Source organism: Kitasatospora sp. NPDC059327 (assembly GCF_042752535.1).
GTDB lineage: Bacteria > Actinomycetota > Actinomycetes > Streptomycetales > Streptomycetaceae > Kitasatospora.
Genome location: NZ_JBHYYB010000128.1, coordinates 1 through 13,620, shown reverse-complemented (window position 1 = coordinate 13,620; position 13,620 = coordinate 1). Strand labels below are relative to the sequence as shown.

General features: G+C 72.8%; 8 protein-coding genes. 6 read left to right on the top strand and 2 right to left on the bottom strand.

Features of this window, described 5'->3' with window-relative positions:
• Positions 1-992 precede the first annotated feature (992 nt).
• Entirely contained in the window at positions 993-2,594 is a 1,602-nt protein-coding gene (locus ACFXHB_RS40025) for an RICIN domain-containing protein (protein WP_380581269.1), read from the top strand.
• A 312-nt stretch (positions 2,595-2,906) separates the two neighbouring features.
• Here ACFXHB_RS40025 and ACFXHB_RS40020 read toward each other — a convergent pair whose 3' ends face one another.
• Positions 2,907-4,043 carry an ROK family protein gene (locus ACFXHB_RS40020; protein ID WP_380581265.1) on the bottom strand — a complete coding sequence of 379 codons (1,137 nt, stop codon included), beginning with the start codon at positions 4,041-4,043 and terminating at the stop codon, positions 2,907-2,909.
• A 231-nt stretch (positions 4,044-4,274) separates the two neighbouring features.
• Here ACFXHB_RS40020 and ACFXHB_RS40015 point away from each other — a divergent pair, with 231 nt between their 5' ends.
• The 5 genes from ACFXHB_RS40015 (at position 4,275) to ACFXHB_RS39995 (ending at position 11,551) form a co-directional block, all read left to right on the top strand.
• Positions 4,275-5,567, top strand: coding sequence for an ABC transporter substrate-binding protein (locus ACFXHB_RS40015; protein WP_380581263.1), 1,293 nt, complete (start codon positions 4,275-4,277; stop codon positions 5,565-5,567).
• Positions 5,568-5,692: 125 nt separating this feature from the next.
• Entirely contained in the window at positions 5,693-6,664 is a 972-nt protein-coding gene (locus ACFXHB_RS40010) for a carbohydrate ABC transporter permease (protein WP_380581261.1), read from the top strand.
• Complete coding sequence (locus ACFXHB_RS40005; protein ID WP_380581259.1) at positions 6,661-7,503, top strand: carbohydrate ABC transporter permease; 843 nt, start codon at positions 6,661-6,663, stop codon at positions 7,501-7,503. Before ACFXHB_RS40010 ends, ACFXHB_RS40005 begins: the two co-directional genes overlap by 4 nt.
• 64 nt (positions 7,504-7,567) lie before the next feature.
• On the top strand, positions 7,568-8,881 hold the full coding sequence (locus tag ACFXHB_RS40000) for a Gfo/Idh/MocA family protein (protein WP_380581257.1): 1,314 nt from the start codon (positions 7,568-7,570) through the stop codon (positions 8,879-8,881).
• Between the two features lie 45 nt (positions 8,882-8,926).
• Positions 8,927-11,551, top strand: a complete 2,625-nt coding sequence (locus tag ACFXHB_RS39995) for a hypothetical protein (protein WP_380581255.1) — start codon at positions 8,927-8,929, stop codon at positions 11,549-11,551.
• A gap of 339 nt (positions 11,552-11,890) precedes the next feature.
• Here the strand turns inward: ACFXHB_RS39995 and ACFXHB_RS39990 are convergent, their stop codons facing one another.
• Positions 11,891-12,844 carry a hypothetical protein gene (locus ACFXHB_RS39990; RefSeq protein WP_380581253.1) on the bottom strand — a complete coding sequence of 318 codons (954 nt, stop codon included), beginning with the start codon at positions 12,842-12,844 and terminating at the stop codon, positions 11,891-11,893.
• Between the last annotated feature and the right edge of the window lie 776 nt (positions 12,845-13,620).

Genomic DNA, 13,620 nt, shown 5'->3' with positions numbered 1-13,620 from the left:
ACACCTTTGGGCCCCCAACAGACCCGCCCCCCTCTTCCCACCCCCCCCGGGCCGGCCCCTCCGCCCCCCCCCGGGGGGGGGGGGCCCCCGGGCCCTCCCCCCCCCCCCACCCCGACTGGCGCGCCCTGGGGCGGACCGACCGCTGCACCGATCGCCTCAGCGACGTCCACCTCCTCGTCTCCACCACCGACCCCGACCGGCCGGAGTCGGGCGGACATCCGGAGCGACCCCACGATCAAGCGCCCGCAGGCGTCCCTCGCGGCGGTGGCTGCCCTACCGGGCGGCCACCGCCGCGCCGGTACTTGGTGGCTGCCCTCCGCCGGACCTCCGATCCGGCCACCGCCGACGCCGCGCGCATCGTGCTCCGGACGGGTGGGACGGCACTGCCTGATCGACGCGCTGACCACCTGTAGGGGCTGGTGGGTGCCGGGTGACGGCAAGTCAGTGGCAGGAGCCGGTATCCGCTCGACCGTTGGGCGCACCGCTCGGCGCACCGTTCGACCGTTCGCCGCACATTCCGGTGGATATCTGGCGGTGCGTGGCGGTCTGCGTTGGGATGCACGCGAGCGCGGCCGTCCGGTCGGTGAGGTTGCCGACGACGGTCACGGCGGCGCCGCGCTCGGACGGGACCGCCCTGGTGGTGTGGGTGTGTGCTGCCGGGATCCGCCCGCCTCGTCGTGGCTCTCCGCGTCAGGCGGATCGACGGGCGGCCGGAGCCTCGGTGCGGTCCCCGGAATCCGCGGCCGTGCGTGTCCGGCAAGGGCGCCGCACCGGGGATTCCAGCACACCCAGCAGGTTGCTTGACGATCACTCCGGCCAGCCATCTCTCGCCCTGGAGTCCGGCGCGGTTCCAGGGATCCCGGGTGGTCCGGCGGAGTGCCGGACAAGGTTCACACGAATTCGCGAGCGGCCGATGGCCGCCTCCGCAGAGAGAGGGACACGAAGTGCGAAGATCCTGGCTTCTCCTCATCGCCGTCATCCTGAGTCTTCTGGTGCCGGTTGTGCCCGCGGCCGGCGCCGCGGCCACCATGCCGGCCGCCTCGACCGGCTCGGTCGGGGACCCCGGTCCGGCCTACACCTTCGCCGCCCGGCACAGTGGGAAGTGCCTGACCATTCCTCAGGGTGACCTCGCCAACGCCGTCCAGGCCGAACAGCGGACCTGCGTCGGCGGTCTGGACCAGCAGTGGCGCCTGGAGGACGCCGGCGCCGGCTACGTCAGCCTCGTCGCCCAGCACAGCGGACGCTGCCTCACCGTCAGGGGAGCGTCCACGGCCGACGCGGCGGCGGTCGAGCAGGACGACTGCACCGGGACGGCGAGTTCTCAATGGAAGCTCGACGACCGGGGCAACGCTGCGTACCGTCTGGTCGCCCGGCACAGCGGCAAATGCCTGAACGTGCAGTACGGCGCCGTGACTGACGGCGCCCGTTTCATTCAGTGGCCCTGCGGCACGGCGGGCAACGAACAGTTCACCCGCACGCTCGCGACGACGCAGGTCGTGACGTGGGCGGCGAGCACCGACCGTCTCGGCGGCAACGCCGTCCAGGACCGGACCTACCGCCTCATCGTCCGCACCAGCACGGGAGGAAGTGCCGTGCGGATCCGGTTGTCGAACGCCTTCGGCACGCAGCCGGTGACGTTCGGCGACGTCCGGATGGGTCTGCGGTCCTCGGGCGCCGCCGTGGCGTCCGGCAGCAACCGCCCGCTGACGTTCGGCGGCGCCACCTCGGTGACCGTCCCCGCGGGGGGCACGCTCTACAGCGACCCGCTCGGCATCACGGTCGGGGCCGGCTCCGACCTCGCCGTCAGCCTCTACGTCCAGCGGGCCTCCGGTACCGTGACCGGCCACGACGCGGCGATGCAGACGTCCTACGTGGCGCCCCAGGGCAATCACGCGGGGGGCGAGGCCGGCGCGGCCTTCACGCAAACCGTCACCAGCTGGTTCTACCTGGATGCCGTCGTGGCCGACGCCCCCGCCGGTACCGGCGCTGTCGCCGCGTTGGGCGATTCCATCACGGACGGTTGGTACTCCACCCGGAACGCCAACCGCCGCTGGCCGGACGTTCTGGCGGCCCGGCTCCAGAGCGCCCCCGGGAACCTGGTCAAGGGCGTGGCGAACGAGGGCATCGTCGGCAACCGGGTCCTGCAGGACGGCCGTGGCGAGAGCGCGGTCAAGCGCCTGCGGCGCGACGTGCTGTCACAGCGAGGGCTGCGCACGGTCATCCTCCTCGAAGGCGTCAACGACATCCTCAACAACGTGCCGAGCTCCCAGGACCTGATCGACGGCTACCGCGACATCGTGGGCCGCGCGCACACGGCCGGCGTCTGCGTGGTGGGGGCGACGATCCTGCCCTTCGGTGGGTGGAACACCTGGACGGCCGCGGGCGAGCAGATCCGCCAGGAGGCGAACGCGTTCATCAGGAACGGCGGGCTCTTCGACGCGGTGGTCGACTTCGACGCGGTCGTCCGCGACCCGGCCCAACCGTCGCGCATGCTCCCCGCGTACGACAGCGGAGACCGTCTGCACCCCAGCGACGCGGGCATGCGCGCCATGGGGGAGGCGGTGAACCTGGACAGCCTGCGCTGCACTCGCTGAGGGAGGTCGCGGCCGACCCGCACCGGCTCAGGCCGTCGGCCCCGCGACTCGCGGCCCGGTTGACGTACCGTCCGGTACCGGACCCGACCCGGCCGCGGCGGGCCTGACCGCCGGGCCCCACCCCACTGTCTCCGGCCCGCTTCCCGGTTCGCTCTCCGGCGGGCCGGAGACAGCCCCGTCCGCCCAGCCTCCGCGCGAGACCCGCCCGCTTCCGACGAGCGGAGCGGGCGGCTCACGCCCGGTGGTTTCCCCCGGGATCCCGCTCCCGCCGGTCGGGTCGCCGACCGAGGGCGCCGCGCGCTCGCGGGGGCCTCAGCCGCCCAGTGCCGCCGCGAGTCGGGCGGAGTCCGTGTCGAAGAGGTCCTGCTCGACGCTGTCGAGGGCGATGCGGACGGCGCCGAGCGCGACCGCGTCGTGGCCGAGGGTGGACAGGCGGATGGGGACGGGGAACAGGGTCTTGGCGTCGAGGTGCTGCTGGAGCGGGTCGAGGAGGGTGTGCCCGGCGCGGCTGAGCCCTCCGGAGAGGATGACGCACTCGGGGTCGACGGTCAGGACGATCGCGGCGATGCCCGTGGCCAGGTGTCCGGCGAGCTCGTGGACGCGGGCCCGCGCTTCGGCGTTGCCGGCGGCGGCGGCGCGGACGGTGGTTTCGCGGTCGTCCGGCCAGCCGGCCATCGCGTCCAGCGCCGATCGCCAGCGGGCTTCGGGCAGCACCCCGATCTCGCCGGCGGCGCCGTGGACGCCCTGGAGCACCCGGCCGCCCAGGACGATGCCGGCGGTGATGTGCCGGCCGGCGACGATGTTGACGAAGTTGTCGCTCTCGCGGCCGGTGCCCCGCCAGCGTTCGGCGCGGGTGGCCAGTCTGGCGTCGTTGCCGACGAGCACCGGCACCCCCGGGAACACGGCGAGCCCGTCGGCGAGTCGGTGGCCCCGGGTCTGCGGGAGCCGGTCGCTGCGGGCCACCCGTCCGTCGCCGTCGACGATGCCGCTGGTGGCGGCCCCGACGGCGAGGATCCGGGTGTCGGGGACACCGGCCTCGTGGATCGCCGACCCGATCGCCGCGCGGGCCGTCGAGACACGGCTGTCCGCGGTGGCTCCCGGGTCGAGTCTTCGGGTGTGCCGGGAGCGCTCGGTGCCGGCCAGGTCCGTGACGAGCACGTTGACCTCGTGGACGGCCAGGTCCACGCCCACGACGTAGCCGTGGTCGTCGCGGAACCGGTACCACTTGGCCGGGCGGCCGACCGGGCGCTCGTCGGTCCGCGGTACGAACTCCTCGACGAGGCCCGCGCGGACCAGCGCGAGTGCGGCGTCCTCCGCGGTGTTGCGGGACACGCCGACCGCCTGGGCGAGATCACGCAGCGTCAGCGGCCGCGCGCCGTGCAGCGACCGGAGCACGGCGACGGTGTTGATGCGCTGCAGCAGCGACCCGTCGCCACCCGTTCTTCCCATCGGTCCCCCTCTTGACAGCGCCGCCGACCCGCGATCAGACTTTAGCAAGTTATTTTAGTCAATGCATCAATAAACTATCGGCGCGTCCACCCCTCCATCGGCGCGTCCCCCCGCCACCGCGGCGACCGGCGCCCTCCCCGAGCAGAGCCCCGACGTCCCTCCTGTTGGCTTCGCACGTTCCGTGACCCCCGACGCGTCCGGCCCCGCACCTCGGGCCGGGAAGGATCTGCCGTGCACAGACGATCGACGCTCATCGCCGTTGCCCTCACGACCGCACTCGCCCTTTCCGGCTGCGCGGCCGGCGCCTCCGGAGGCGGAGTCGCCCGGGCCGGCGACGTCACCCTGACCTTTCTGACCTTCGAGACACCGAACCTGACGGCGCGGTACTGGGACGACGCGATCGCCCGGGCCTCGGCCAAGGTCCCGGGCGTCACCGTCAAGAAGCTGGTAGCCCCCTCGGCGGACCGGGCCGGCTACGCCAAACAGCTCGCCGCCTCGGGCCAGTTACCGGACATCATGATCGCGGTCTCGCCCAACGGCTTCGCGCAGGCGGGACAGCTGGCGCCGTGGACGGATCCGGAGCTGGCGGAGTTCGTCGCGCCGCACTCCCATCCGATCGGCGGCAGGATCTACCAACTTCCCTACAACACACAGCCCATACCGCTCGTCTACTACAACAAGGCCGCCTTCGCCGAGGCCGGCGTCACCGCCCCGCCGAACACCTACCAGGAACTCCTGGACGCGAGCGCCAAGCTCAAGGCCACGGGCATCACCCCGTTCGTCGTGGGCGGCGGTGGCAAGGACACCTGGGCCGACATGTACCCGCTGATCGGTGCGGTGGCCACCGACACCTACCGGCAGACCCCCGACTGGCTGGCCCGGAAGGCCGCCGGCAAGGCCAGGTTCACCGATCCCGCGTTCACCAAGGCGGTGACCAAGGTCGCCGACCTGGCCAGGAAGGGCTACCTCGACCCGGCCGGTCTCTCCCGCTCCTACGCCGACAACGAGCAGGCGTTCCGCGACAGCAAGGGCGCGATGTACCCGATGGGCTCCTGGTTCGCCGCGTCCGCCGACGCCAGGAAGCCGGGCTTCGAGGTCGGCGTGTTCGCCTGGCCCACCGATGACGGCTCGCTGGTGGTGCCCGCCTACACGGGCGGCGGCATGTCGGTGTCGTCGAAGGCGTCCGACGTCGACCTGGCCAAGAAGTGGGCGCTGACGTTCATGCTCGACAAGACCTCGCTGGACAACTCGGTGCGCACCGACGGCTCGATCATCGCGCTGAAGAACTACACCCCGCCCACCGACACGGGCACCGTGTACGCCCTGACCGTGGACCTGTACCGGCGGGCGGCCGAGCGCGACGCGATCGTCAACGCCTTCTCGATCGAGACCGGTGACGGCTCGATGCCGGCGGGCGTCGCCGACAAGGCGGCCGCCGGAGTCGCCGACCTGATCAACGGCAGGAAGGGCCCCGACCAGTTCGGCTCCTTCCTCGACGACCAGTGGGCCAAGGCGGTCCAGTAGCCGCGCCCCGGCCGACCCCCCGCCGGCCCCGGAACGAGCGAAGGGGCTGGCCCCGACCGCACGGCCGGCCCCGACCGCACCATCCGGCGCCCGGCCCGAGGAAACAGGAGAGCAGGGAGAGCACCATGTCCGCGACCTTGACCCGCCAAGCGGGCACCGGCTCCCGCGGCACGAGCCGCGGCGCGCCCCCACCGGCCGGCCGGCGCCGACCGCGCGGCCGGCCCCGACCGGCGAAGGCACTGTCCTTCCTCACCTTCGGCGCACCCGGCCTGCTTCTCTACCTCGCCTTCGTCCTGCTGCCGATCGCCATGACGGTGCGGACCGGCTTCACCGACCGCAACCCCGCCAACCCGCCCACGACCTGGGTGGGGCTCGACAACTACGTCCGGCTGTTACAGGACACCGACTTCACCGGCGCACTCCGGAACACCCTGACCGTCACGGCGATCCTGACCGTCCTGGCCAACGTCCTGGGACTCGCCGTCGCGCTGCTGCTGGACCGGCGGGGCCGGCTGTACAACCTGCTGCGCTCCGTGTTCTTCACCCCGGTCGTGCTGTCCTCGGTCGTGGTCGCGGTCCTCTGGCAGGCCATCCTCGCCGACGACGGACTGCTGAACTCCGTGCTGCGCGGTCTGGGCGTGGCGCGTCCGCCCGGCTGGCTGTCCGATCCCGACCTGGCCCTGTACACGGTGGCGTTCATCATCACCTGGCAGATGCTGGGATTCTGCGTGGTGGTCTACCTGGCGGGTCTGGCCGCCGTCCCGGCCGAGCTTCTGGAGGCCGCCGAGATCGACGGGGCCGGCCGACTGACCCGGTTCCGTCACATCACCTGGCCGATGCTGGCGCCGGCACTGACCATCAACACCGTCATGCTGCTGATCACCGGCTTCAAGGCCTACGACCAGGTCCAGGTACTCACCAACGGCGGGCCCGGTGAGGGCACCACCTCGACCATCGCCTTCCAGGTCGTGCGGACCACGTTCACCGACAACCGCGTCGGCTACGGCTCGGCGATGGCGACCCTGATGCTCGTCGTGGTCGCGGTGGTCTCGGTCCTGGCCCTGCGCCTCCTGCGGCGACGGGAGGCCGCTCTGTGAGCACCGGCAGCGCAGCGCGCACCACCCCGTGGGTTCGTCCGATCGCCGCGACCTTCGTGACCGCGGTGTTCTTCCTGCCGCTGTACGAGGTCCTGGTCAACGTCCTCAAGCGCGGTCAGGACATCACCGCCCACCCGGCGGGCCTGCCCGTCCCGCCGACCCTGGACTCGCTCCAGATGGTCTTCTCCCGTCCGGACCACCTGTTCTGGTACGGCCTGATCAACAGCCTTCAGGTCACCGCGATCTCCGTCACGACGCTGACCGTGGTCTCGGCGATGCTCGGCCACTACCTGGCCCGCGCCGACGGCCGGTGGGCCAGGGCGGCGCTCGCGCTGCTGCTGTGCGGGCTGATGATCCCGCCCGCCGTGATCCTGGAGCCGATCACCGAAGTGCTGCGCCCGCTCGGGCTGATGGCCACGCTCCCCGGCCTGGTGCTGGTCAACGTCGGCTACTACGTGCCGTTCGGTGTCCTGGTCTTCACCGGCTTCGTGAGGACCGTTCCGATCGAGCTGGAGGAGGCGGCCGCCCTCGACGGCGCCGGACGCCTCCGGATCTTCTGGCAGGTCGTGTTCCCCCTGCTGCGGCCCGCCTCGGCCAGCGTGCTGATCTTCCTCGGGGTATGGATCTGGAACGACTTCCTCAACCCGCTGATCCTCCTGGGCCCCGCGACCGGCACCACCGTCACGGTGGGCGTCTACCGGGCGATCGGCGAGCACCAGAGCGACTACGGCCAGGTCTTCGCCTTCATGTTCCTGGCGACCCTTCCCGTCCTCCTGTTCTACCTCGCCTTCCAGAAGCACTTCGTCAAGGGTCTCACCGGCGGGGCGACCAAGGGCTGACCGCCCATCGCTCCCCTCGGTCCCATCGACGAGCCACCCCTCGGTCCCCTCACAGGAGCAGCTGTTGAACCCCACCCCCGCCACCACGTCCGAGGCGTTCGTCACCGGCGACCTGGGCCGCCCCCTGAACCGTCCGCTCACCCTGGCGATCCTCGGCGCCGGCGCCCGCGGCGCGGCCTACGCCGACCTCGCCGCCGGGCGGCCCGAGGCGGCACGCGTGACGGCCGTGGCCGAGCCGCGCGAGCGGGTCCGCCACGCCTTCGCGGCAAGGCACCGGATAGCCCCCGAGTTCCGGTTCACCCACTGGCGTGACCTGCTGGCGCGCCCGCGGCTGGCCGACGTCGCGGTGATCGCCGTGCAGGACGCCGAACACGCTGCCGCGGCCACCGCCCTGGCGGAACGCGGCTACCAGCTCCTGCTGGAGAAGCCGATGGCCACCAACGAGGCCGACTGCGAGGCCATCGCCGAGGCGGCGCGGCGCAACGGCACGGCCCTCGCGGTGTGTCACGTCATGCGCTACACGCCCTACACCGTCAAGCTCAAGCACCTGCTGGCCGAAGGCGCGATCGGCGACATCGTCTCCCTCCAGCACCTGGAACCGATCGGCCACTACCACTTCGCGCACTCCTTCGTCCGCGGGAACTGGCGCCGCGAGGACGAGTCCTCCTCCCTGCTGCTGGCCAAGTCCTGCCACGACATCGACTGGATCGCCGCCGTCGTCGGGCGCCGGGTGGTCAGGGTCGGTTCCTTCGGGTCGCTCACCCACTTCCGCCGCGAAGCGGCCCCCGAGGGCGCCACCGACCGGTGCGTGACCTGCCCGCTGCAGGACTCCTGCGCCTACTCGGCCACCACGCTGTACCGCGCCGGCCTGCGCCACGCGGGCACCAAGCGGTACTTCACCCGGATCGTCACCGCCGGCGAGCTGACCGAGCGGGCGCTGACCGCCGCGTTGACCGACGGGCCGTACGGGCGCTGCGTCTACCACAGCGACAACGACGTCCCCGACCACCAGGTGGTCAACCTGGAGTTCGAGGGGGGTGTCACCGCCTCGTTCACGCTGACCGCCTTCACTCCACTGGAGAACCGCCACACCAAGATCTTCGGCACCCGCGGCCAACTCACCGGCGACGGTCGCCACATCGAGGTCTTCGACTTCCGCACCGAGACCCGCACCGTCCTCGACACCTCACTCGACGGTTCCTCGGCCGCCGAGGGCCATGCCGGCGGCGACGAGGCGATGTTCAACGCCTTCCTCGACGCCCTGCACACCGGCCGCCCCGAGCTCATCGTCTCCGGCATCGACGCCAGCCTGGCCGGCCACCGCGTCGTGTTCGCCGCCGAGCGCGCCCGCCGCACCGGAACCGTCGTCGAACTCTGAACGGTCGCGTGAACCGCACCCACCCCCCACCTCTCGGAGGAACCCATGCACCGTCGCCGAACAGCCGTGGCCACCCGAGCGGTCACGGCCGCGGCCGCACTCGCCACCGTGATCGCCCTCGGCCCGACCGCGGTACCCGCCGGCGCGCACGCCGGCACGACGTCGTACGCCTCCACCGCCGACCGCGCGTCGGAGTGGGCCGACCTGTCCCAACGGCTCGACCGACTGGCCGGCGTCCACTCCAGCCCCCCGAGCGACGTTCAGACCGACGGCTACACCACGGGCTCGCTGCTCGGCAACGGCAACCTGGGTGTGGCGGTCGGCGGTTCGGAGCACCGGCAGAGCCTCTACTTCGGCCGCAACGACTTCTGGAGCAGCAAGAGCCCCGGCAACAACACCCCCATCACCATCGGCGGACTGACCGTTCGCACTCCGTACGACCGCGGCGACGAAGGCACCGCCTTCGAGCAGACCCAGGACATCCGCCGCGGGGAGGTGCGCTCCTCGATCTCGATCTCCGCCAGGCCCGTCACGGTGACCTCCTGGGTCGCCGACTCCGAGGACACCGTCGTCACCCAGGTCCGCACCACCAGTACGGACTCCGTGCCCGTGCTCGCCGAGGTGTGGGGACGCGGCGACAACCCCGACCACCCCGCCGCCGCCGGCACCACCGGTGACACCGCCTGGGCCACCCGGCAGACCGCGAGCACCCCCGATTCCCTCTGGGTCAACCGGGTCGGCGTGGCCACCCGGGTCCTCGGCGCCTCCGCCACGCCCGCCGTCTCCGCGCCCAACACCTCCACGCTGACCTTCTCGGTCACCGCGTCCGAACCGGTCACGCTGGTCACCGCGATCCGCGGCGGCAGGAACAGCACCTCCCATCTCCGGCAGGCCCGCGGCGCGGCGGCGCGGGCGACCCCGGCGCGCGTCGCCACGCTCGACGCCGCACGCCAGGACTGGTGGAAGAACTACTGGCTGCGCTCCCACGTCGAGGTCTTCCAGCCGGACGGCGGCGAGGACCTCACGCTGATGCGCTACTACTACGGCTCGCTGTACGCGCTGGGCGCCGCCAGCCGCGCCGGCAGCGTGGCACCCGGCCTGTACGGACCCTGGATCACCACCGACACCCCGCTCTGGCACGGCGACTACCACCTCAACTACAACTTCCAGGCCCCGTACTACGGAGCGTTCAGCGGCAACCGCGGCGACACGGCCGAACCGGCGGTCCGGGCCGTCCTCGACTACCGGCCCACGGCCCTCAGGGACCTCGCGGCCCTACCGTCGCGACCGGCCGGTGGCGCCGCCTTCTCCCAGCAGTTCAAGGACGCGCTCGGGACCACGACCAAGGGGCTGCTCTACCCCGTCAACATCGGCCCGTGGGGAGTCACCTCCGGTTCCTCGGACACCGACCAGGGCGGCTGGTACGGCAACCAGACCATCGACGCCAGCTTCGCCGCCGTCCCCCTCATCGCCACCTACGAGTACGGACAGGACCGCGCCTACCTCGCCAGCCACCTCTACCCCTTCCTCAAGCAGGTGGGCGACTTCTGGATCTCCTACCTCGGCCCCAAGGCCGCCGACGGCCGCTACCACGCCATGGGCGCGGCCCACGAGGAGGACTGGGCGAAGGACGACACCCTCACCCTCGGCGCCATCCGCATGGTCCTGTCCGCGCTCACGCGCTACAGCCTGACCCTCGACCAGGACCCCGGACCGCGCGGCACCTGGCAGGACATCCTCGACCACCTGCCACCGCCCCCGACCGCGACCTACCGGGGCCGGACGGTCTACAACCGCGACTACACCAACACCGACTTCGGTCCCCTCGTCGGCCGCACCATCGTCGCCCTGGAATGGATCGACCCGCTCGGCGCACAGCACGACCCCAGGACGGCCATCGACACCCTCGACGCCTACGACTCGTGGGGGCAGGGCAACAACTTCCCCAAGAGCTTCCCGCTGGCGGCCAAACTGGGCTACCCCGCGCAGCGCCTCCACGACCTGTTCGTCCAGCAGATCAGCAACCGGATGCGGCCCAACCTCACCGTGCACTCCGACGGCGGAGGCCTGGAGACCGTCGGCGCCATCGAGACCCTCCACGCGATGCTCGCCCGGCGGGAAGCCGACACCATCACCTACTTCCCCCACTGGATCCCGGGCCGCCCCGCGAGCTTCACCGACCTGCGGGTCCCGGGCGGCTTCCTCCTCTCGGCACGCACCGACGGAACCACCCCCAGCCGGCTCCGACTCACCAGTGAACAGAGCGGGACGGCGCAGGTCACCAACCCCTGGCCCGGGCGGACCGTGACGGTGACGGACGGCTCCGGCGCCCCGGTCCCCGTCACCTTCGACGGACCCACCCTCGCCTTCCCGACCACCGCCGGGCACGCGTACCGCCTCGCGGCCACGCGTGCGGGCGAGATCCAGGAGGTGGGCGGCGACCGCGGCGTCGAGGCGACCGACGCCGACGCGGGGCCACCGCGACTCGCCTCCCGCGACCTCGCCCGGTGGTGGACGCGTCCCGGTGACGGCACCGTCCGCGCCCCGGGCAGCCGCCCGGCCGTGCGGGAGGGCGCCGGCTCCGCCGGTACGCCCGTCCGGCTCTCCAACCGCGCGCCCGGCGTTCCGGCGCAACGCCGGTCGTACGATCCGGCCACGCGACAATCGTGAGCCCTCGGCCAGTGCTCCGACGCGAGCGGAGAGGCCACCGCGCACCGCACGGAGCCGATCATCCGGGACGGTCGCGCGGGAGCCGACCAGCGGTGGTGGCTCGCCTCACCACCGTGCCGGACTGACGTCCGGCCGGGTGGCGCGATGCCCCCCTGGAGCCGGGCTCGGCCTCACGGGCCCGAGCCCGGCCGGAGGACGGCGCCGCGCCACCGCGCCGGAGCCGTCGCGCCGGAGCTGTCGCGATCCTCGGCGGGCCGGACGGTGACCGTGCCTGGGCCGGTTCGGGGGAGCGGTGCCGTGCCAAGGGTCGTTCCGGGCGGGTGGGATCAGCGGGTGGGATCAGCCGTCCGTGGCGCGGGCGTGTCGCAGGACCAGGAACGCGGCGGCGCAGGCGGTGGCGGCCAGGACGAGGAGCGCGGCGACGGTCGGCGCGTCGGGAGCGGTGACCGGCTGGGCGCGGAGGGCCTGCCAGGTCAGCACGACCATCAGGCCGAGATAGGACAGCGCCGCGATCCACATCAGCGCCGCACGGTGGCCGGGCGACGCCCGGCGCGGCCGGTGCGTGAGGAGGATGCCGAGCAACGGCAGTACCTGGAGCGCGTGCAGACCGACGAAGTGAGGGATCCGCAGATCGCCGCCGAGCGTGCTCCAGTCCGTGACCGGCAGCCCCGGGCCGCCGTCGGCGTGTCCGACGGTGTGCGCGCCGATGACGGGCATGCCGTGCCCGGCGGCGGCGGCCTCGCGCTGCGCGCGTGTCGGCAGGGTCATCAGGAACGCGACGGCCATCCCGAGGCAGCTCACGCCCGCGCCCAGGCGCAGCCCCCACGCGAACGCGGGTGGTTCCACCCGCTGGGACAGCAGCAGGACGGCGGTCGCCAGGTTCATCACCCAGGCGGCCACGATGAAGACGGCCATCGTCATCCACACGCCCGTCGCGGTGGCGGTGGTGAAGTTGAAGTGGCTGGTGGTCCCGGCCGCGGCCGCGCCCGCGATCAGGGCCATCTCCACGCTCAGCGCCACCGCGGTCACCCGGGAGACCGTGCGTACGAGGCGCTCACGGCCGCGGACGAAGGTCAGCAGCCACGTCAGCGTGAGGCAGTAGAGGCAGATCGACAGCGCGAACCTGGTCGGCTTCGCCCAGGCCGGCTGCCCGGTGATCGACTGTCGCCCCACGACCAGACCCGTCAGGGCGACGGCCAGCACCAGCACCATCAGGGCCCCGGTGAGGACCAACGGCCGGTTCACCGCCCACGCCCGCCGCAGCAGCCCCGCCGACCCGCCTACCACCGTCATACCGACACCTTTCGTACGACCACGCCCGGCGCGTGGTGCGTGCCCCGGCACGCCTCGCCCGGGGCGGCCGGTACGCCGACAGCCCGCGCAGGACGGACCGGTTCGCTTCCTCCGCTCTCCGTTCAAGCCCGCGGTCGAGGAGTGTCGCGTCGACGTGCGGTCCGGTGGGAGGCAGGTGTCGGGCCGGTGGCGTGCCCGGGCTCCTGGGCCTCGTTGTCGGGTGTCGACGTCTCGTCCTGTGCGGCTCCCGTCCGAGGGGTGGGGCAGCGGCACCGGCTCGCCGGCGAGGCCGGACAGAGACCGTAAGTGTGCAGAGTATGTGTCGGGGGCGGCCGACCGCGCGGAGGCGCTCCGACGTTCGCGCGCCCCTCGCCCCTTCCCGCCGCCCGGCGGGCAGGACTGCCGCCGCCGGGCAGGCGACGGCTGAGCGGGAGGCGAGGCCGTGCCGACTCCGGGCCCGGACGTCACCGGCCAGGACGGCGCGACTCACCGCCGGTGCCGGGGCGCGTCGCCCTCGCGGCGGGCGCGGCTTCGGGTAGGACGGAGCCACGGCCGTGAACCGCGCACGCCGCCGGGTGCGCGCGGTGGTCCGGGCCGTACGCGTGCCGTCATCGAACAAGGTGGGAAGTCATGGAACTCGGGGTGTACGGACTCAGCGCCAAGGCGACGCACGGGCCGCGCGCGACGGCGCGCCTGGCCGCCCTGGCCGAGGAACTCGGCTACCGGTCGTGGTGGGTCGGCGACCACGTGGCGCTGCCCGACCCCCGCACTCCCGA

Excerpts from the sequence above, each read along its gene's own strand:
- ACFXHB_RS40010 (WP_380581261.1), top strand. The coding sequence starts at position 5,693 with ATGTCCGCGACCTTGACCCGCCAAGCGGGCACCGGCTCCCGCGGCACG.
- ACFXHB_RS40020 (WP_380581265.1), bottom strand. The coding sequence starts at position 4,043 with ATGGGAAGAACGGGTGGCGACGGGTCGCTGCTGCAGCGCATCAACACC.
- ACFXHB_RS39990 (WP_380581253.1), bottom strand. The coding sequence starts at position 12,844 with ATGACGGTGGTAGGCGGGTCGGCGGGGCTGCTGCGGCGGGCGTGGGCG.
- ACFXHB_RS39995 (WP_380581255.1), top strand. The coding sequence starts at position 8,927 with ATGCACCGTCGCCGAACAGCCGTGGCCACCCGAGCGGTCACGGCCGCG.